At 48.3% G+C, this 20,767-nt stretch carries 14 protein-coding genes and 1 pseudogene; 11 read left to right on the top strand and 4 right to left on the bottom strand.

Annotation, left to right across the window (positions count from 1 at the left end):
• Positions 1-52 precede the first annotated feature (52 nt).
• Together pdxT and pdxS are read right to left on the bottom strand one after the other, a co-directional pair.
• Complete coding sequence (gene pdxT, locus DXA55_RS00730; RefSeq protein WP_117804959.1) at positions 53-634, bottom strand: pyridoxal 5'-phosphate synthase glutaminase subunit PdxT; 582 nt, start codon at positions 632-634, stop codon at positions 53-55.
• A complete protein-coding gene (gene pdxS / locus DXA55_RS00725; protein WP_117761520.1) occupies positions 634-1,515 on the bottom strand; it encodes a pyridoxal 5'-phosphate synthase lyase subunit PdxS in 882 nt (293 codons plus the stop codon). The genes pdxT and pdxS overlap by 1 nt, the downstream gene beginning before the upstream one ends.
• Positions 1,516-1,659: 144 nt before the next feature.
• Here pdxS and pdxR point away from each other — a divergent pair, with 144 nt between their 5' ends.
• Complete coding sequence (gene pdxR, locus DXA55_RS00720; protein ID WP_117812802.1) at positions 1,660-3,114, top strand: MocR-like pyridoxine biosynthesis transcription factor PdxR; 1,455 nt, start codon at positions 1,660-1,662, stop codon at positions 3,112-3,114.
• A gap of 90 nt (positions 3,115-3,204) precedes the next feature.
• Positions 3,205-3,972, top strand: a complete 768-nt coding sequence (locus tag DXA55_RS00715) for a GNAT family N-acetyltransferase (protein WP_117812801.1) — start codon at positions 3,205-3,207, stop codon at positions 3,970-3,972.
• Here the strand turns inward: DXA55_RS00715 and DXA55_RS00710 are convergent.
• The gene (locus DXA55_RS00710; RefSeq protein WP_117812800.1) at positions 3,967-4,968 is read right to left on the bottom strand and encodes a LacI family DNA-binding transcriptional regulator; all 1,002 of its coding nucleotides are present in this window, start codon (positions 4,966-4,968) and stop codon (positions 3,967-3,969) included. The two genes, DXA55_RS00715 and DXA55_RS00710, sit on opposite strands and share 6 nt — an antisense overlap.
• Before the next feature lie 345 nt (positions 4,969-5,313).
• On the opposite strand from DXA55_RS00710, the gene DXA55_RS00705 reads away from it, so the two are divergent.
• Positions 5,314-7,068, top strand: coding sequence for a glycoside hydrolase family 13 protein (locus tag DXA55_RS00705; protein WP_117812799.1), 1,755 nt, complete (start codon positions 5,314-5,316; stop codon positions 7,066-7,068).
• 204 nt (positions 7,069-7,272) lie between these two features.
• Here DXA55_RS00705 and DXA55_RS00700 read toward each other — a convergent pair.
• Positions 7,273-8,672 (bottom strand): annotated as a pseudogene (locus DXA55_RS00700) (sodium-dependent transporter).
• A gap of 190 nt (positions 8,673-8,862) precedes the next feature.
• On the opposite strand from DXA55_RS00700, the gene DXA55_RS00695 reads away from it, so the two are divergent.
• The 8 genes from DXA55_RS00695 to mutL all read left to right on the top strand — a co-directional run bounded on the left by DXA55_RS00695 (position 8,863) and on the right by mutL (position 20,766).
• Positions 8,863-9,375: a MarR family winged helix-turn-helix transcriptional regulator gene (locus tag DXA55_RS00695; RefSeq protein WP_022461532.1), complete on the top strand. Its 513-nt coding sequence runs from the start codon at positions 8,863-8,865 to the stop codon at positions 9,373-9,375.
• The gene (locus tag DXA55_RS00690) at positions 9,365-11,095 is read left to right on the top strand and encodes an ABC transporter ATP-binding protein (RefSeq protein WP_117812798.1); all 1,731 of its coding nucleotides are present in this window, start codon (positions 9,365-9,367) and stop codon (positions 11,093-11,095) included. The genes DXA55_RS00695 and DXA55_RS00690 overlap by 11 nt, the downstream gene beginning before the upstream one ends.
• Positions 11,095-12,729, top strand: coding sequence for an ABC transporter ATP-binding protein (locus tag DXA55_RS00685; protein ID WP_117812797.1), 1,635 nt, complete (start codon positions 11,095-11,097; stop codon positions 12,727-12,729). The genes DXA55_RS00690 and DXA55_RS00685 overlap by 1 nt, the downstream gene beginning before the upstream one ends.
• A gap of 188 nt (positions 12,730-12,917) precedes the next feature.
• Entirely contained in the window at positions 12,918-14,015 is a 1,098-nt protein-coding gene (locus DXA55_RS00680) for a hypothetical protein (protein WP_117812796.1), read from the top strand.
• A gap of 22 nt (positions 14,016-14,037) precedes the next feature.
• Positions 14,038-14,703 carry a hypothetical protein gene (locus DXA55_RS00675; protein ID WP_055228134.1) on the top strand — a complete coding sequence of 222 codons (666 nt, stop codon included), beginning with the start codon at positions 14,038-14,040 and terminating at the stop codon, positions 14,701-14,703.
• 18 nt (positions 14,704-14,721) lie between these two features.
• Positions 14,722-15,489 carry a hypothetical protein gene (locus DXA55_RS00670; protein WP_117508922.1) on the top strand — a complete coding sequence of 256 codons (768 nt, stop codon included), beginning with the start codon at positions 14,722-14,724 and terminating at the stop codon, positions 15,487-15,489.
• Positions 15,490-15,769: 280 nt separating this feature from the next.
• Positions 15,770-18,406, top strand: a complete 2,637-nt coding sequence (gene mutS, locus DXA55_RS00665; protein WP_117812850.1) for a DNA mismatch repair protein MutS — start codon at positions 15,770-15,772, stop codon at positions 18,404-18,406.
• A gap of 95 nt (positions 18,407-18,501) precedes the next feature.
• Positions 18,502-20,766, top strand: coding sequence for a DNA mismatch repair endonuclease MutL (gene mutL / locus DXA55_RS00660; RefSeq protein WP_117812795.1), 2,265 nt, complete (start codon positions 18,502-18,504; stop codon positions 20,764-20,766).
• Position 20,767 lies beyond the last annotated feature (1 nt).

The raw sequence follows: 20,767 nt of genomic DNA, 5'->3' as shown, positions 1-20,767 counted from the left end.
AACAGAGCAAAAGACTGTGCAAATGAATTTATGATTTGCACAGTCTTTTGCTTTATACGTTGCTGATCATCGAAAGAAATGTCTTATGAATCCTCATATCCGGGTCGAGTTCTGGATGGAAGGAGAAGGCCATCTGGTTTTTATATTTTACACCGACAATCCGCTCTTCCACAACCGCGAGCACTTCCACGCCGTTCCCCACAGATGCAATATACGGCGCACGGATAAACGTCATCGGCACTGTTCCGATGCCCACAACCGATGCTTCTGTGTGGAAGCTGCCTAACTGTCGGCCGTAGGCGTTCCGCTTGATGCACATGGGAATCGTGCCGAAATACTGCTCTGGCTGTCCCTTCATCTGTCCGTCGATCGTTTCTGCCAGAAGAATTGCACCGGCACAGGTTGCGAGGACCGGCATGCCATTTTGAATCTGGCTTTTGATCGTATCGAACATGCTAAGCTCTTTTAAAAGCTTTCCCTGAACGGTACTCTCGCCGCCCGGCAGTACAAGTGCATCGTAAGGCTCGGCAAGATCGCGGGCCTGCCGCAGTTCGATGCATTCGGCGCCAAGCTGTTCTAATACTTTTTCATGTTCTGCAAATGCGCCCTGCAATGCAAGCACTCCAATTTTCATTATTTTCCTCTTTCTGCCATCAGTAAGGCAATTTCCTGCTCGTTGATGCCGACCATAGCCTCGCCGAGATCAGCGGAGAGTTCTGCGATCCGTTTGGCATCGGTGTAGTTGGTAACAGCTTTTACGATGGAAGCGGCACGTTTTGCCGGGTTGCCGGATTTGAAGATACCGGATCCGACGAAGACGCCTTCTGCTCCAAGCTGCATCATCAGTGCTGCATCGGCAGGAGTTGCCACACCGCCGGCTGCAAAGTTGACAACCGGGAGACGGCCGTTATCATGAACATACTGAACAAGATCGTATGGAACCTGCAGGACCTTGGCTGCCTCAAACAGCTCATCCTCACGCATTGAGGTCAGTTTCTGAATTTCGCTGTTCATTTTTCTCATATGGCGGACCGCCTGTACGATATCGCCGGTTCCCGGCTCACCTTTGGTACGGATCATAGACGCTCCCTCGTTGATCCGGCGGAGTGCCTCGCCGAGATCTTTTGCACCGCAGACAAACGGTACTTTGAAATTTCGTTTGTTAATATGGTAGACATCATCCGCCGGGGAGAGAACCTCACTCTCGTCGATGTAGTCGATTTCGATGGCTTCAAGAACCTGTGCCTCTACAAAGTGGCCGATGCGGCATTTTGCCATAACCGGAATGGAAACGGCTTCCTGAATGCCGCTGATCATCTTCGGATCACTCATACGGGAAACGCCGCCGGCTGCACGGATGTCTGCAGGAATCCGCTCCAGTGCCATAACGGCACAGGCACCAGCTTCCTCGGCAATATGCGCCTGCTCCGGAGTGGTAACGTCCATGATCACGCCACCCTTTAACATCTGTGCCAGTTCTTTGTTCAGTTTGTATCTCTCATTTGCTGCTGTCATAATAAGTTCCTCCGTGTCTGAAAAATTTTGGTTCCTGTTTTGGCTTTACTTTTGCTCTGCCTCACAGTATACTGGTAAAGTGACTATAAAAAAATTGCCAAAACAAATATATTCAGTAAGGTCAGATGAGAGGAGAGCGGTCGGATGCTGACGTATAATTTTTCCAATATAGGGTCAGATTCCCTGTATGAATATTTATATAAATGTATCAAAAATGACATATTGCTGGGAAATATCCGCCCTGGAGAGAAGCTGCCGTCGAAACGGACGTTCGCGAAAAATCTGGGTATCAGCGTCATTACCGTCGAGAATGCCTATGCGCAGCTTGTTGCGGAAGGCTATCTGTATTCCATGCCAAAGCGCGGATTCTATGCGGCTGATCTGGAAATTGAGGATTCCATGCGGGATGCGGTGCCAAAAGAGATCCTGCAGGTAGCAAACGGGGAGACTTCCTATTTTGCGGATTTTTCCAGTAACCAGACGGACAGCGAGATTTTTCCGTTTACAATCTGGACGCGGACGGTGCGTGCTGTCCTGAATGACAACCGGATCCAGCTCATGATCAATTCCCCGTGCGCCGGGATTTTAAAGCTGCGCAGTGCGATTGCAAAATATCTGCGAGAGTTTCGTGGAATGCAGGTGCTGCCGGAGCAGATTATTGTCGGCGCAGGAACGGAGTATCTGCATAACCTTCTGATTCAGCTTCTCGGAAACGATCTTGTTTATGGAGTAGAGGATCCCGGGTATCACAAAATTGCGCGGATTTATGAGAGTATGAAGGTGCGGTACGAGCCAGTGCCGCTCGACCAGGACGGTGTTTCGGTGCAGGAGCTGGAAAAAAGATCGGTTGATATTATTCATACCTCCCCGTCCCATCACTTTCCAACCGGGACAGTCATGCCGGTCAGCCGCCGTTATGAACTGCTCGGCTGGGCAGCAAAATCAGATCATCACTATATCATTGAGGACGATTATGACAGTGAGCTGCGTCTCGGCGGAAAGCCGTTTCCGACACTGCAGAGTATCGACGTTTCGGACAAGGTCATCTATATGAATACGTTTACGAAAACACTTGCCTCCACGGTACGGATCAGCTATATGGTGCTTCCGCAGACATTAGCGGAGAAATTTTATCGCGAGCTGTCGTTTTATTCCTGCACCGTTTCTAACTTTGAGCAGTACACACTGGCAGAGTTTATTGAGAATGGCAGTTTCGAAAAACATATCAACCGGCTGCGAAACTATTATCAGAACAAACGAGATCTGATTTTACAGGAACTCGAAAAGAAGCCGCTCGGTGATTACGTGACCATCGAGGAGGAAGAAGCAGGCGTTCATTTTCTGATGCATCTTCGCACGGATTTGAAAGAAGAGTCGATTGTCACGCAGGCGAAATCCCGTGGTGTGAAATTAAAGCCGCTCTCCGGCTATTACGCGGATGCGGCGGAGGCAATAAAGCAGGAAAATACGTATGTCATGAACTATTCCTCTATCGATCCGGCTGCAATGGAGCGGGCGGCGGGAGTGCTGCTTCATATTCTGCGGGCGCATATGACGGAAAACACATTTGAGGCAGAGATGAAAAAGAGCCAGGAATAATCATAAATTGATCCACAGAAATAACTGCAGGGAATGAGCTTCTCTGATGCCCAGCAGTTTCTATTACAAACTCATAAAGGAGAAAAGCATATGATGAATCGTGAAATGATGGAGCTTGCCATGAGGCAGTCTGCGGAAGATATGGGGTGCCGCGTGGAAGATTTCAAGGCGGACAAAAATGTTGTTGTTCCCATAAATTTAGGAAAGAAGGCCCGCAAATATTTGAAAGAGCCTATTACCTGCAATCTGGTTTCCTATGGAAATAATATCATGGCGGCTTCCATACCGGAGACGATGGATCTAGTGTCTGCGTATGTAGACAAATTCGAATTTTACCACTGTTTTGAGACACCAAACATGCATTGGCTGAATGAACGTTTAGCTGAAAAAGGTCACAAAATATGTTTCATGGCAGAATACTATCTGCCGGACATCAGCCGGATACCGACTCTTTCCTGCGCCTATGAGACACGAGTATTGACACAGGAAGATTTTGCGGATTTGTATCGACCGGAATGGAGCAATGCGCTTTGCGAAGCTCGGAAAAATCTGGATGTACTTGGCGTTGGCGCATACGATGGAAATACTCTGATCGGACTTGCCGCCTGTTCTGCCGATTGTGACGATATGTGGCAGATCGGTGTGGATGTTTTGCCGGAATACAGACGACAGGGGATTGCCTCTGCACTGACAAGCAGACTTACAAAAGAAATCATAAACAGGGGCAAAGTACCTTTTTACTGTACCGCCTGGTCTAATGTCAGATCTGTAAGAAACGCTGTCAAAAGCGGTTTTATACCAACATGGGTAGAAATGACTGCAAAACCGGCAAATATTGTTGATGAGATAAATTTATGAAGGAACCTTTCCTGTCGATTTCCGCTGAATCAGCTGTGCATGCAACAAATACGTACTGATTGGGATGTGATTGAGAAGACTTGACAATGCAAAAAATCCACTTTTCCCAAGTTCCAGCCGATCTTGTCTGATGGTTGTAAGGGGCGGTGACGTACAAGCAGCAATCGGCAGATCATCAAATCCGATAATGCTGATATCATCAGGAATCTGGAATCCCAGCTGCTGACATTGCGTGAGCGTTGCACTAGCAAGGGTATCCTGGTTGCAAATAATAGCAGTGATTCCGTTTTCCAGAAAACGGGGAAGATGCTTTTCCATACATTCTGACAGATAATAAGAACAGCCGATCGCAGCAGGAGAAGTCTTCAGTCCATGCTGGTGCATGGAACGGAGAAAGGCAGCATGGCGTGCCTGGAGAACCCGGGCACCGAGGGAGCTGCTCAGATAGGCGATCTTCCGGTGTCCAAGTCCGGCAAGATAAGAGACGGCAAGCTCCATTCCCTCCTCATTATCAATACCTACATAAGCGGTGGAAGGATTCCCTACTATATAGTTGTCGAAAAGAACAGCCGGTGTGCGGCTGATTTTAAAGTCCTGAATCCAGGGATCGCTCAGGGAAAAGCCGATCACAAAAGCTCCTATATAATCATGCTCCAGCATGAAAACATCATAATGCCGGTTTCTTTGGGTCTTAATATCAACGGGTACAATTTCAACATCAAATCCGGCAGGTTCTGCCATCTGACGAAAACCTACCAGGATATCATAGGCAAAATGATGCGGTTCCTGATACCGCATATTCTCTTTTTCTATTATAATACAGATTTTTTTCGTCGGTTTCTTATAACGCCGCAGCTTCGTATAACCCAGAGCCACGGCAGTTTCCAAAACCTGTTTCCGTAAAGCTTCGCTGATATCAGGCGCGTCATTGAGCGCTTTAGATACCGTGCTCTTGGAAACTCCCATTTTATCAGCAATATCCTGAATGGTAGTCATAATCGGCAATCCTTTCACAAAACAAAAAATGTAAACTCCCAGCTATCATAGGTGTCAAAAGACCTTTTGATCCCGGTATCATTATATAAAATCATAAGATAAAAAGCAATCAATACCTTGAAAAAGAAATGTTTCGTTAAGTTTCGAAAAAAGAAAGCATCCTGCACAAAAATCATCCTGAAAATTATCTGAATTTTACGAAAGCGCAGGGAAAAATGGAAATTGATTGACGAAGAAATAAAAAAGGCTTATAGTAAAGTTACGAAACAATGCGAAACAAAAAGTGATCGTGTTTCTTACAAGGATGCAAAAAACAGCTTTAGAGCTATACGGGAGGAAAATGAGATGGAATTTAGCGGTGTATACCATAAAACTTCAGAACAGATGAGTTATGCCCTGGATGAGGACAGACTGATTGTCAATATCAAGACAGGATATGATGTAAAACAGGTTTTTATCCATTACGGAGATCCTTATGAAGCCGGAATTTTGGGCGGAAAAGAAAAGTGGATCGGAAAAAGAGAGGAAATGATATATAAAAAACGTCTGCCTTATCAGATCTGGTGGACAACAACGCTTCTTCCGGAATACAAAAGATGCAAATATTATTTCGAGCTGCGGACGGAAAAGGAAGTCTGGTATTATTTTGAGGATGGTTTCCTGACAGAAGAACAGCTCCGGATGGATGGCCGTATGCAGCAGTGCTTTATTGTACCCTGGATGAACCCGGCAGATATCAATCGCACACCGGCATGGGTAAACGAAACGATCTGGTATCAGATTTTCCCGGATCGGTTCTGCAACGGGACACCGGAAAAAAACGGAGATGATATCACACCCTGGAGAAATCACGGAACCGTAACAAACGAAGAAAAATTCGGAGGAAACCTGGAAGGGATCCGTCAGAGATTATCGTATCTGCAGGAACTTGGGATTACCGGTATTTATCTGAATCCGATCATGAAAGCAGAGTCCAACCACAAATATGACACGACCGATTATACAAAAATAGATCCGTTTTTTGGCGATGCGGATACAATGAAAGTGCTTTGCAAAGAAGCACATGAAAAAGGAATCCGCATTATGGTAGATGCAGTGTTTAATCATAGTGGAAGAAAATTTGAGCCATGGATAGATATCCTGGAGCATGGAAAAGAGTCTCGTTATGCGGACTGGTTTATGGTAGAGGACTGGGAACAGGTTCAAAAAAGGGGAGACACCAGAGACCGACGGTTCTATTCCTTTGCATTTACAGACGGGATGCCAAAGCTGAACACAAACAACGAAGAGGTGATACAGTATTTCTGTAAAATCTGTGAGGACTGGGTACGGGAGTTTGATATCGACGGAATTCGTTTCGATGTAGGAAACGAAGTGTCGCACAGGTTCTTAAAGCGGATAAGAGAGCATTTAAAAACGATAAAGCCGGATATTTATCTTCTGGGGGAAATCTGGCATGATGCAAGCCAGTGGCTGCAGGGAGATGAATATGATTCTGTCATGAACTACCCGCTGCTGAGTGGAATCCATGATTTCTTTCTTGATAAAACAATGAAAAAAGAAGAATTTGAATATATGGTAAACCGTTGCTATACTATGTATATGCAGCAGAATAACGATGTACTTTTTAATCTCCTGGATTCCCACGATACCGAGAGGCTGATGAACCGTTTTCACGATCTGGACAAGTTCTACCAGCAGCTTGCAATCCTTTTTACGCTTCCGGGAAGCCCCTGTATTTATTATGGAACGGAGATCGCAATGGAAGGCGCTCATGATCCGGACTGCAGAAGATGTATGCCTTGGAGTGAAATTGAAAGCGAAGAGAATCAGAAAAAAATTGCAACGATGCGGAAACTGATCATGCTTCGAAGAAATGAAAAAGTGTGCAGAAGCCTGCATTTCCATTTTCCGAATGGTTATGAAAATGATCGGTGTGTAGAGTATATTAAACTAGACGAAGAGGGAAATAAAATCGAAGTTCTGCTCAACGCATCGGATGAGGAGATAAAAGTAAAAGGAGACGGGGAAGTACTTTTTGCCCGGGAATTTGATGGAGAGATACTTGGTGTAAATGGAACGTTAATTCGCAGGATGTAAGGGTTTCACCTGTTAGAAATATGTGCAGACAGGCACAAAAAAAGCATGTTTTCTGGAAAAGCCACCGGAAAACATGCTTTTTTGATCTCTTGCCTCGCCAAAAACATAAGTAAGGAGCCATTTTTCGAAGGAAAATGAGCGGATTACGAATGTTTTTGAAGATTGCGTGAGTGCAAAGCACATAGCAATCTGGTATCGCAGTGATCAGACGTTTAAAATACCGAACGACTGCAGCAGCAGTGCGGCAAGGAGCACGGGTGCAATAAACTTCACCATGACGATATACAGCCTCTTTCGACCGAACTTATATCCTCCCAGCGTCACCTCATCGATGATGACCTGCGGCTTTACAACCCATCCGATCAGAATACAGGAGAGAAGTGCGACAAGCGGCATCAGAAGGTTATTGCTGATGAAATCCATGACATCCAGGATCTGAGCCGTTGCGCCATTTGGAAGCTTCAGTTCAAAATAAAGCGCATTGTAGCCGAGGCATACGATGATACCGACGAGACATGCATAAACGGTTACAATAACCGTGCTTTTCTTTCTGCTGATGTGAAATTTGTCGATCATACAGGAAACAATGGATTCCATGACCGATACGGAAGATGTAATGGCTGCAAAGGAGACCATAAGAAAGAAAATGGTTCCGATTACGCCGCCTGCTGCTCCCATGGACTGAAAGACCTCGGCAGGGAGACAAACATCAGACCAGGGCCGGCAGACATACCCTCTGTCCCCATAAAGGTAAATACGGCAGGAACGATCATCAAACCGGCGAGCAGCGCAACAATGGTGTCGAAAATTTCGATCTGGTTGATCGATTTCATCAGGTTTGTTTCTTTTTTTACGTAGGAACCGTAGGCAACCATGATACCCATCGCAACGCTGATCGAAAAGAAAAGCTGTCCGAGTGCATCGACAAAGACGGTGAAAAATTTCTGCGGCGTCATTCCTTTAAAATTCGGAACGAGATAAATTTTCATACCCTGCAGTCCCGTACGGACGACACCGTCTGCATCGGTATGGGTCAGTGTCAGCGAAAAAATGGAAATTCCGATGATTAAAATCAGAAGGATCGGCATCAGAATTTTGCTGTAGTTTTCAATTCCCTTATTGACACCACGATATACAACGAATGCGGTAAGAAAAAGATAGATTCCCAACCACACAATCGGCTGCCATGTACCGGTAATATAGCCGGTAAAGTAACCATCCTCGGCAGCAGCAGTGCCATGTCCGGTGAGAAACACAGACAGGTATTTTAATACCCAGCCGCCAATGGAGCAGTAGTAAGGCAGGATGACAACCGGCACGATACTGGCGAGAAAGCCAAGACCGTTCCAGCCCGGGTGAATTTTACCGTAAGCGACAAGCGGACTTTGTCCGGTTTTTCTTCCGATGGCAATATCAGTTGTCAGCAGGGTAAATCCAAAGGTCAGAGCCAGTACGATATAAACTAAAATAAAGGTTCCGCCTCCGTCTTTTGCGGCAAGATAAGGGAAACGCCAGATATTTCCCAGTCCAACCGCGCTTCCTGCAGCAGCAAGCACGAAGCCGATCGATCCGGTAAAGCTGCCGCGCGTATGTTTCTTTTCCATATAAGATACATCTCCTTATTGATAGACTGACTGTTTTTAACAGCCGAATACTTCTATTATAAAGTTCGGACGATACTTCGTCAACCAGAAGATCTATAGATTGACAATTTCGATTAGTTGTACTATCATCTAATTAGTTGTATATGCATCTATTTGAAACAGATCGAGAATGGACAGGAGGAACAGAAAAATGGATCCAACAGAACGGAAAATAACAAAAATAGCGCGGGAAGCCGGGAAATTTACGGTGCAGGCAATGAAAGAAGAAGGCATCGGTACGGCAGAATTTGACTTTATCCATCTGGTGCGCCATCATCCGGGCATCACGCAGACGGAAGTGCGCGAACAGTTAAAGATTGATAAAGGAGCCGCTGCAAGACGCGCTGCAAGCCTTGAGGCAAAGGGATATCTGATCCGGAAACCGAATCCGTGGGACGGCAGAAGCCAGCTTCTGTATGCTACGGAAAAAGCAGAAACTTTGAAAAATTCCAAAGCAGAAATTGAAACGGTTTTTTATGAATGGCTGCTTTTGGAGCTTCCGGAAAAGGAGGCAGAAAGCTTCTGCGAAACACTGGACAAGCTGTACTGGAAATCGAAGAGAGAACGGCAGAATCATTTTGCGGAACTTTCAAAAATTTTAAGTGAAAAAGCAGATAAAACAATAAAAGCAACAGCAGAAGGAGGCAGCAGCGATGAAGGATGAAACCTTTCGCCCGAACCGGATGCTCTCTTACTTTCAGGAAGAATGGAAAATTCTCTTTTTTGTTACGGTTTCCGGTCTCATCTATAATCTGGGACTTCTTGCAGGCCCCTGGTTTGAGGGAAAAATGACAGGAAAGCTGGTTGATCTCCTCGGCGGCACAGGAACCTTCCACCAGATGCTGATGCTGGTCACGGCCTATGTCGTGAGTATTGGCATTGTGCAGGTTTCCCGCTATTTCAAACGGTTCTATGTCAGAAGATTTGCCAACAACGTCAACCGGCATATGAAGCAGATTCTTTACGGAACGCTGGTTCGCAAAAGCCGTTTGGAGCTGGAAGCGGAAGGTACCGGAAATGTACTGACGAAGGCCATTCTCGATGTAGACGATTGCGTAGAAGGAATGCGGAAATTTACAACGGAAATCTTTGATACCGGTGTTGCTCTTCTCGCCTATGCGTGTATGCTGCTCTGGTACGACTGGCGCCTGGCTCTTCTCTGCATGATTTTTCCACCCATTTCCTACGTGATTGCCGAAAAGATGAAGGTCATGGTACAGAAAACGGGCGCTGCCTATAAGGTACAGTCGGGTGCATTAAGTGCTGCAACCCTGGACCGTGCGACAAATGCCATCACGTATCGTGTCTTTGGCTGTGAGGAGGACAGAAAGGCCGCTTATGAGGAGAATCTTTCGGCTTACGAATCTGCCGCTGTGCGCGCCAATATCTGGAACACAGCTATGCCGCCGATTTACCGTATGATCTCGATGACGAGCATTCTGTTTATCCTGTATTTTGGAGGCAGAAACGTCCTGCATGAGGGTTGGACACCGTGGACCATTGCTGTATTTACCACATTTTTGTCCTGCTACACGAAGCTTGCCACCAAATCATCGAGCGCAGCAAAGCTTTTTAATGCGGTACATAAAGCGCAGGTTTCCTGGAAACGAATCAAACCTCTGTTGCAAAATTCGAAAGCCGAACCGGAGTTTCCGGCCGCAGCACCTGCAGAGCTTAACGTCGATCACCTGCATTTTGCCTATCCAAACGGAAAAGAGATCATCCATGACCTGTCGTTTCAGGCGGCTCCTGGCCAGATCATCGGTGTAACGGGACCTGTCGCATGCGGAAAGTCAACGCTTGGAAAGACTTTTCTCTGCGAGTCGCCGTATGAGGGAAGCATCACCTTCGGCGGAAAAGAACTTGGAAAAATGGAAAAAGCAGACCGGAACCGCATGGTCGGTTATCTTGGCCATGACCCGGAGCTGTTCCATGGAAGCGTGGAAGAGAATATCCGTCTCGGGGGAAAAGAGGGCGCAGAGGAGATGATCCGAGTCGTCTGCCTGGAAGATGAAGTGAAAGCAATGGAAAACGGAATCCATACTCTGGTCGGAACGGGCGGTATCCGCCTCTCCGGTGGTCAGGCGCAGCGCCTTGCCCTTGCGCGAACCCTGTACCACAAACGGCCGGTTCTGGTTCTCGACGATCCGTTTTCGGCACTCGACAAAGAGACGGAGGCACAAATTTTTTTAAATTTAAAGGAGCTGGCAAAAGACTCTATTATAATCCTCATTTCCCATCGCCTCTATCTGTTCGACCAGATGGATCAGGTCATCTGGATGGATGAGTGCCATACGAAGGTCGGCACACATGAGGAACTCCTTGCAACGGTTCCGTCCTACGCAGAGCTCTGCAGCAACCAGACGAAGGGAGGCAGCTTTTGATGCGAAAGAAAGAATCTGTATTGCGGGTAATCAAAGAAACCGTTCGAAAACACGGCGTTTTATCAGCCGCACTTTTGGGAGTCGTCTGCGGTGCGGTTATTTTCGCACTGCTCCCGCCTCTTGTGCTGGCACAGCTGATTGACCTTTTGACAAAGAAGCATACCCTCTGGATGGAAGGAATTCTGCTGTATTTCGGACTTCTTGCCCTGACGGGTCTTCTGGAGTCGGCACGAGAGAGTCTTCTGACGGTATTCGGCCAGAAAATTACACATGCACTCCGAAGCAGTCTGATGGAAAAGTTCGGACGCCTTTCCGCCAACGAGCTGAACCGCCAGGAGCCGGGCGCTCTCGTATCAAGATTTGTCGGTGACATCGACACAGTGGAAAACCTGTTTACCTCCGGGATCATCAGTATGTTTGCCGATGCGTGCAAAATCTTAAGCATTCTTGCCGTCATCTGGGTGACTAATCGTGGACTTACGATTGTTCTGATTATTTTACTCCCTGTTCTGTTCCTCTTTACCCGTTATGTTCAGAAAAACATGCTGGCCTCCCAGATTGCCAACCGCCGTGCAGTCAGCCGTGCTTCGGGTCACGTTCCAGAGACGCTGCACAACATCCGTACCATTCACTGTCTGCAGAAAGAGACGTATATGGAGCAGCAGTATGCGCACTATATTGATGACAGCTACAGCGCAATGGAGAAGACCAATTTTTACGATGCCGTCTATTCTCCGGTCATCCTGATTTTAAATGCCATTGTTGTTGCTGTTGTCATGCTGCTTTCGGCCTCCGGCAATCCGACCGTTTTAAAGCTGTTCGGCATGTCCGCCGGAACCGCCGTTGCTGTTATAAACTATATTTCCCAGATCTTTGCTCCGGTCGAAAGTCTTGGTATGGAAATCCAGACAATTCAGTCTGCGTTTGCCGGTATGGAAAGAATCAATGAATTTTACAGCCTGGAAGAGAAGAAAGAGCCGGCTGCGCTGACTGAAAATACAGATTACGGCATAGCGGCTGAGCTAAAAAATGTGACGTTTGGATATGACGAAAGCCAGGTCATCTTAAACGATGTAAGTCTGCAGATCAAAAAAGGCGAGCAGGTAACACTTTTGGGACGAACGGGTGCCGGAAAGAGTACTATTTTCAAACTGCTGCTCGGTTTATATGAACCACAGAAAGGAATGGTTCTGATTTGGGGTGTTCCATCTGTCGATCTGCCGGATGCAAAAAAACGAAAGGTTTTCGGCTATGTGGAGCAGTCGTTCCACATGGTGCCGGGATCGGTAAAAGACCAGATTACTTTGTATGATGCAAAGATTTCGGATACAGATGTAAAAAAAGCAGCAGAGCTGACCGGACTTGCAAAGACCATCGAGGCGCTTCCGGACCAATATGATACGATCTGTACACAGGATCTCTTCTCACAGGGTCAGTGGCAGCTCCTCTCGATTGCCCGTGCAGCCGCAGCGGAGCCTGAAATTCTGCTCCTCGATGAGATTACCGCAAACCTTGATGCAGAGACGGAAAAAATGGTATTAAATGCATTGCAAAGGGTTTCCAAAAACCGTACCGTAATTTCCATTTCCCACCGAACTATGGCAGAAACGGGACGCGTGATTCCAATTTCATAATTTCTTTTCGTTCATTAAATTTTTGAAACAAAGCGTGCCGGATGCATTCTGACAAAAAAAGATGCGCCGACACGCTTTCTTTGTCCCGCCAGGCAGAACAAAATAGAGCGGAGGAGCGAGTTTCAATTGACACAAAAAAGGGGAGCAAGTACAATAAAAGTAACGAAAAGAGAGGAGGCGGTATTCAGTTGAAAAAGAGAAAATGGAAATTCCGCATCGCAGGCGGCGCTGTCACGCTGCTGGGCATCTATCTGATGGCGGTCGGCTACGGAGAGACGATCACACTCACCATCGCCACGGTTGTCCTGATTTTCGGCATTGCCATCTGGTCCATGGCAACCCCGGAGAACTACAATTCCATGACGGATATGATTGCCGTGATCTCCATGGAGAAGCCGCGGAAAATCGAAGAATTTTATGAGGCTTACAAGAACGTCGATACACCGTTCGGTTCTGCATGGCTTGCAAAATTCTACACGATGCGGCAGAAAGCACTCGTTTTCGGACCGGACGCCAAGGGAGAATATCTCTACTTCTGGCTGACCAAAGACGGTCATGTCGGTTATTTGGGATATTCCTTCATCGAAGGCTTTATCAAAAAGAAACTCACCACACCCGTGTATCCGATCCATGAGGATGTTGCAGAGAACCTCGCAGACCATCTAAGCTACCATTCCGATCTGATGATGTTCCAGAGCGAATTAAAAGCGAATCTGGAGCATTTCGTCAAAACCGGAACGGTACAGCCGTTTCAGAAGATTTCGGCGTCCCAGATTTACACTTTCACGGAGGATTACCGCCTGACGGGCCAGCATTTCGATCTGGAGGATACAGACGGAAACCTGGTTTACGAGATCGACAGCACCGTGCCGCTGAAAACATTTTATATCTACGATGCGATGCACACCGAAATCTTCCGTATGACGAAGGAACTGCTCCACGCGCTGCCGACGTACCGTTTTTATCTGTACGGCGAGCCGTATGGTGTGTTGAAAAAGCAGTTTGCACTCGTACGGGATCAGTTCTCGATGGAACTGCCGGAGGGAAAACTGGAACTCCGGGAATACGCCGGCTCCATCGGCCACAATTACTCGGTAAAACTGAACGGAACTATGATCGGCGCCATCGTCGACAATATGGATCTTACCGTCGGAAACATCATGTTCGACAATGCGTTTCTGATTGTCTACGATGCAAAATATCTGCCGCAGCTGACCGCACTCGCTGTGATGGCGGCAAGAGAACTGGCACGCGACAAAGACGGCGGTCTTTCCAATCGGTCCTGACAAAAGAAAGAGAGGGGAATCTATGAGAAAAACGACAAAATTGTTTTTGGGTTTTACAGCAGGACTTCTGCTTCTGTGCGGCTGCTCGGCGGCAGAAGAAAAGTTAGGGTATGAAAACGCGGATGTGGCAAAAGAAGCCCTTGCATCGGCTTCGTCCGTCCGCATGCGCTGTGATCTGGATAACGTTGACGCTTCGGGAAACATTTATGCGGATGAAAAGGCTGCCGCGTATATGAAAAACAGCGGTCTCTTTGATCAGACCTGGACGATCTCTATTTCCGGCGAAGAATGGTTCCATATGAAAATTGTGACGGACGAAGAAATCAATAAGATGACAAAATCCGCTACTACCTATGCATTCTATGATCCGGACAACAACCTGCTTGGCTATGCACAGGAGCGCGTGACGACACCGGATCAGATGCCGGAAGCGTATTACATTATTTTTCTCGATGCAGATCTGAACGAAAAACCATATTACGCATCAGAGGATGGACATACCATTTATACAGAGGGCGGAACGGTGATCGGTTCTGCGAAAAAAGAGATGGACTGGTCCGGTTCACAGTGCAATCTCTATGTGAACCTGGAGGATAACGGTACGCAGGTGATGGATTTCCAGGATAAATACGCCTTGCTCGATATGATGTACGATGAGGCAAATGAGTATTACAAAGATAACAAGTAAGGCGGAGGAAAAAGGCAGTTGAAAAAGAGAATATATACAGCCGCTGGTCTTTTTCTTGCCGCCGCTCTGGTGCTTGGCGGCTGCGGAAAAGAAAGAGTGCCGGAATCTGAGTTTGCAACTGCGGATGAGGCAAAAGAGGCGCTTACATCGGCAGAAACCATAGAAATCTACTTTGACCTGTATGGAAGTAAACGAAAGACGAAGATTGTGGCAGACGGAAAAGTGGCGGGCTATCTTCAGAAGAATACGGTCTATATCAACGAGGAGGAGTGGTTTTCGATTGACTATGTGGAGGATGAGCCCATCAATGACAGAGAAGGCTCCGGCACGACGTACGGCTATTACGACGCATCCGGTACGTGTCTTGGCTATGCGCAGGAGCAGTATGTGGATACCTCCTATGGAAAAGATACAAGACTGATTTTCCTTGATGTAGATGAAACGCCGCTCGATTACCAGAGTTCGAGAAGCGGCAGGATTCTGTATGATGAAAATGACGAGGAGATCGGCAGCGGAAAGATCGGGCGATCAGGGGTCAGTCTTCTTGACCAGTGGTACACGAATCTTTACTGTGCCGTCTTTAAGACCGAGACGGACGGCACGCGGCAGATTGATTTCATGGACCGGATGGCGATGCTGTGGCGTCTGGAGCGCGATTACCGCTCAATTGACGACAATCCTGTCAACACCGGCGTGCAGATTTATGAAACGGTTGCCGTTGTTTTTGTGCTGATCCTGTTGATTGGTTCGTCTTTCTCAAAATGGAGACAAAAAAAGAAAAATTAAAGGGAATGCTCGCTTCCTGGACGGCTGGTTTTGAGAAAAAACCACTGACAGGAAGGGGGCATTTTATACGCTTGTGAATCTTGCACAATTTCTGGTTTCATGCTAAAATTGTGCAGGTATGACGTTTGTTATACTTCTTATATTTATTCTTGAGAAAAGGTATGAAATACAAATGAACGATACAGAAACAAAAAACACAGCGGTAAAAGCGCCGGCACTGATGTCCACGCGGCCTGTGACAGCACAGGATGCGCTGGATCAGTGTGAGAAGCTTTCGCCTATGATGGTACATTATTGCCAGACGAAGACGGGCTTGACTGACCCGGCTAATACCATTTTGTTTTACCGCTTAGGTGATTTCTACGAAATGTTCTTCGAGGATGCCACCCTGGTATCCAAAGAACTTGAGCTTACGCTGACCGGAAAGGACTGCGGCATGGAGGAGCGCGCTCCGATGTGCGGTATCCCGTATCACGCTGCAGAAGGGTATATCAACCGTCTTGTAGAGAACGGCCATAAGGTTGCGATCTGCGAGCAGATGGAGGACCCGAAACAGGCAAAGGGCATGGTAAAGCGCGAAGTCATCCGCGTTGTCACACCGGGTACGACGCTGATCCCGCAGGGACTTGATGAGACGAAGAACAACTACATCATGTCGATCGTCTGCATGGAGGGATGCTTCGGTATCTCTACAGCAGATATCTCGACCGGCCAGTGCCTCGTCACGGAAATGGACAAGCCGCGCCGCCTGGTGGATGAGATCACGAAGTTTATGCCGGCGGAAATCATCTGCAATCAGTCGTTCCTGCTCTGCGGGATTGATGTGGAGGATCTCCGGACCCGCCTTCATATCTGCGTGAATGCATTGGAAGACTGGTATTTCGATGATGACATCTGCCGCCGTACGCTGCAGGAACAGTTCCATGCTGCTACGATGGAAGGCCTTGGCATCGCCGATTACAACTGCGGAACAATTGCAGCCGGTGCGCTGTTCCAGTATCTGCACGAGACACAGAAATCGGATCTGTCTCACATGAATTCGATTACACCGTATGTGACAGACAAATATATGCTGATCGACAGCTCCAGCCGCCGGAATCTTGAACTTGTGGAAACGCTGCGTGAGAAGCAGAAACGCGGCTCCCTGCTCTGGGTTCTCGATAAAACCCGCACGGCGATGGGCGCACGTCTTCTGCGAAGCTACGTAGAGCAGCCATTGATCGACGAGGAGGAAATCAATGCAAGACTCGATGCTGTAGAGGCTCTAACGGGGCAGGCGATGCTCCGCGAGGAAATCCGTGAATACCTCCGTCCGGTTTATGACCTTGAGCGTCTCGTCGGAAGAATCAGCTACCAGTCCGCGAATCCGCGTGACCTGATCGCCTTTAAATCGTCGCTGCAGATGCTGCCTTACATCAAGCAGCTCTTAAACTCGTTTGACGGCGGCGCTTTGGCGCAGATTCAGGAGGATCTCGACCCGCTGGAAGACCTCTATCAGCTTGTCGATGCGGCAATCGTGGATGATCCACCGTATCTGATGCGCGACGGCGGTATGATCAAGGACGGCTACAACGAGATGGTCGATAATTACCGTCACGCCAAGACCGAGGGCAAACAGTGGCTGAGTGAGCTTGAGGCAAGTGAGCGCGAGAAAACCGGCATCAAAAATATGAAGGTCAAATACAACAAGGTATTCGGCTATTATCTGGAGGTCACGAACTCGTTTAAAGATCTTGTCCCGGATTACTATACGAGAAAACAGACATTGACGAATGCGGAGCGCTACATTACCCCGCGTCTGAAGGAACTCGAGGATACGATTCTCGGTGCGGAGGATAAACTGTATGCGCTGGAATACGATCTTTTCTGTACGGTGCGCGATACGGTTGCCGGTGAGGCGGAGCGGATTCAGCGCACGGCGCAGGCTCTGGCACGGCTCGATGTGTATGCATCACTTTCCTATGTTGCCGAGCACAACCACTATGTGCGTCCGAAGCTGAACAGCCGCGGAAAGATTGATATCAAGGACGGCCGTCACCCAGTGGTCGAGAAGATGATTCCAAACGATATGTTTATCGCAAACGATACCCTGCTTGACAACGGTGACCACCGCGTTTCCGTCATCACCGGACCGAACATGGCCGGTAAATCGACGTATATGCGCCAGACGGCCCTCATTGTGCTGATGGCACAGATCGGTTCGTTTGTTCCGGCTTCGAAGGCAAACATCGGTATTGTGGACCGGATCTTTACCCGTGTCGGCGCATCCGATGACCTGGCAAGCGGCCAGAGTACGTTTATGGTTGAGATGACGGAGGTGGCAAATATTTTACGGAATGCGACCGCGAACAGTCTTTTGATCCTTGATGAGATCGGACGGGGAACGAGTACGTTTGATGGTCTTTCGATTGCCTGGGCGGTCATCGAGCATGTGGCGAATCCGAAGCTGCTCGGTGCGAAAACGCTGTTTGCGACACATTACCACGAACTGACGGAGCTCGAAGGAAAGCTGCCGGGAGTACACAATTACTGTATCGCCGTCAAGGAAAAGGGAGACGATATTGTGTTCCTGCGTAAAATTGTACAGGGCGGTGCAGATAAGAGCTACGGGATCCAGGTGGCGCGCCTCGCAGGTGTGCCGGAGTCGGTGCTTTCCCGGGCCCAGGAGCTGGTGGAGCAGTTAAGTGATGCCGATATTACCGCAGCAGTCAAGGATCTGACAATGCAGAAGAAGCCAAAAGCAAAGCCGGTTCACTACGACGAGGTTGATATGGCGCAGATGTCACTGTTCGATACGGTACAGGATGACGATATCATTAAAGAACTCTCGGAGCTTGATATTTCGAATATGACACCGATGGATGCATTAAATACGCTGTACCGTTTCCAGGGAAAGGTAAAGAACCGCTGGAAATAAACCACGGTAAATGAAAATTTAACCGAATCAAGCAAGTCCCCTGCTTCCCTTGCGTGAAGCAATAAGCAGTTGGGTTGGGAACAGAAAGGATTAACATGGCTACCATAGCAGTACTGGATCAGAATACGATTGATAAAATTGCGGCCGGTGAGGTCGTAGAGCGGCCGGCCTCCGTGGTAAAAGAGCTGGTAGAAAACGCAATGGATGCCGGCGCAACGGCAATTACCGTGGAAATCCGCGATGGCGGTATTTCGCTGGTGCGGATCACGGACAATGGAAGCGGCATTCCGGCCGAACAGGTGCCGCTCGCTTTTCTGCGCCACGCGACGAGTAAGATCCGTTCCGTGGAAGAACTCGTGCAGATTGCATCTCTTGGCTTCCGCGGCGAGGCGCTCTCGAGTATCTCGGCGGTTGCGCAGGTCGAGATGATTACGAAAACGCCGGATGCGCTGACGGGAACGCGGTATGTGATTGAGGGCGGCGCGGAGAAGGCCAATGAGGAGGTCGGTGCCCCGACCGGAACAACCTTTCTGGTCCGGAATCTTTTTTACAACACGCCGGCTCGTCAGAAATTCTTAAAAACGCCGGTTACGGAGGCGAATGCGGTGACTTCCGTTGTGGAGCAGCTTGCGCTGTCGCACCCGGGGATTTCGTTTAAATATATGGTGAATTCACAGGTGAAGCTCCATACGAGCGGCAACCGGAATTTAAAAGAACTGGTCTATAATATCTACGGCCGCGACATCGCGAGGGAGCTGATCGAGATTCACTCGGAAAGCCCGCTGATGACGATCGACGGCTTTATCGGAAAACCGGTGATTTCAAGGGGAAACCGGAATTTTGAAAATTATTACGTGAATGGACGGTATGTGCGGAGCAAGCTGCTGGCCCGCGCGATCGAGGACGGATATCAGACATCGATGATGCAGCATAAATATCCGTTTACGCTGTTCTATGTCCAGATGGATGGAGAAGCAGTCGACATCAATGTGCATCCGACGAAGATGGAACTGCGATTTTCCCATCAGGAGGAGATTTACCGCCAGATGCGTGATATGATCTCGGATGCCCTGAATCACAGGGAGCAGATTGTGAAGGTTTCGCTTTCTTCCGACAGGGAACGGAAAGCAGAGGAAAAAGCGGCACGGAAAGAACAGATTGTTGTTCCGGAACCGTTCGAGCAGAAACGGCAGGTAAAAGAAGGCTTTGCACGGCAGTCCCTTCCGGTGGAGCCGGTTTCCAGCCAGAGCAGAAGAATGCCGATTTTCCCGGAGGTGGAACGAAATGGATACCGCGCAGCGAAAACGTATGTGCCGGTTCAGCAGATGACGGGAATGACGCGGGAAGAGGAAGAACTGTTTGAGCCGGGTGCAGGAAACGTGCCAAAGACGGCAGATCATTCTGTGCAGACAGAAAAAACGGCGGTTCTGAGTTCAGCTGAAACTGCAGCAGAAATGCCAATGCAAAAGGAGACTGCTTTGCCGCAGACCTCTCAGACGTTTCTGAAACAAACAGAGACACCGAATCGTATGGCTGAATCACAGCAGGCAGCAGCGCGGAATAAGGATGTAAAAGCGTGGGATCAGCAGGAGAGCAGCAATGCGGAGCAGGAAGTTACAAATCCAGCAGGCAGCTCAAGCGTGGAAGCAATACAGCATCCGCAGGAGCCAGAGACGGTTCCGCAGACGCCTTCCATGCCGGAAGAACGTTCATCTGCATCCGCTTCGTCTGAGCCGGAAGGCCAGATGCAGCTCTTTGATGAGCAGTTTCTTACCCCGGAGGCAGAGAAATCGCACCGCATTATCGGCCAGGTTTTCGATACGTACTGGCTGATTCAGTACGGCGAGAATCTCTACATCATCGATCAGCATGCCGCACACGAGAAGGTGCTGTTTGAACGGATGATGAAGAATTACCGGGAAAAGAACGTCACATCCCAGATGGTGAGTCCTCCGTTGATCGTCTCCTTAACGCCGCAGGAAGCAGATCTTGTGACCCGTTACATGGATGTCTTCCAGTCCTTCGGCTATGAAATTTCCCCGTTCGGCGGAAAGGACTATGCGATCAACGCTGTGCCGCACAATCTGTACGGCATTGCGACAGAAGAACTGTTTATCGAGATTCTTGACAATCTCGAGGAGGTCCGCGAAAAGCCGCTGGAGATCTTAAAAGACCGTCTGGCGACCATGTCGTGCAAGGCCGCTGTCAAGGGGAACAACCATCTTTCCTATGCGGAGGCGGAACAGCTGATTGCCGAGCTTTTGACGCTCGAAGATCCGTACCACTGCCCGCACGGCCGCCCGACGATCATTTCCCTCTCGAAGCGGGAACTGGAAAAGAAATTTAAGAGAATTGTGTAGG

Origin of the sequence: Blautia sp. OF03-13 (assembly GCF_003460685.1) — a bacterium.
GTDB lineage: Bacteria > Bacillota > Clostridia > Lachnospirales > Lachnospiraceae > Fusicatenibacter > Fusicatenibacter saccharivorans.
Note: the sequence above shows the minus strand (reverse complement) of the source record. Positions and strands in the feature narration are given on the sequence as shown.

Bases quoted from the DNA above. Each gene is read 5' to 3' on its own strand.
- mutS (WP_117812850.1), top strand. From the start codon at position 15,770: ATGATGGTACATTATTGCCAGACGAAGACGGGCTTGACTGACCCGGCT.
- DXA55_RS00695 (WP_022461532.1), top strand. From the start codon at position 8,863: ATGGATCCAACAGAACGGAAAATAACAAAAATAGCGCGGGAAGCCGGG.
- mutL (WP_117812795.1), top strand. From the start codon at position 18,502: ATGGCTACCATAGCAGTACTGGATCAGAATACGATTGATAAAATTGCG.
- DXA55_RS00705 (WP_117812799.1), top strand. From the start codon at position 5,314: ATGGAATTTAGCGGTGTATACCATAAAACTTCAGAACAGATGAGTTAT.
- DXA55_RS00715 (WP_117812801.1), top strand. From the start codon at position 3,205: ATGATGAATCGTGAAATGATGGAGCTTGCCATGAGGCAGTCTGCGGAA.
- DXA55_RS00685 (WP_117812797.1), top strand. From the start codon at position 11,095: ATGCGAAAGAAAGAATCTGTATTGCGGGTAATCAAAGAAACCGTTCGA.
- DXA55_RS00675 (WP_055228134.1), top strand. From the start codon at position 14,038: ATGAGAAAAACGACAAAATTGTTTTTGGGTTTTACAGCAGGACTTCTG.
- DXA55_RS00690 (WP_117812798.1), top strand. From the start codon at position 9,365: ATGAAGGATGAAACCTTTCGCCCGAACCGGATGCTCTCTTACTTTCAG.
- DXA55_RS00710 (WP_117812800.1), bottom strand. From the start codon at position 4,968: ATGACTACCATTCAGGATATTGCTGATAAAATGGGAGTTTCCAAGAGC.
- pdxR (WP_117812802.1), top strand. From the start codon at position 1,660: ATGCTGACGTATAATTTTTCCAATATAGGGTCAGATTCCCTGTATGAA.
- pdxS (WP_117761520.1), bottom strand. From the start codon at position 1,515: ATGACAGCAGCAAATGAGAGATACAAACTGAACAAAGAACTGGCACAG.
- pdxT (WP_117804959.1), bottom strand. From the start codon at position 634: ATGAAAATTGGAGTGCTTGCATTGCAGGGCGCATTTGCAGAACATGAA.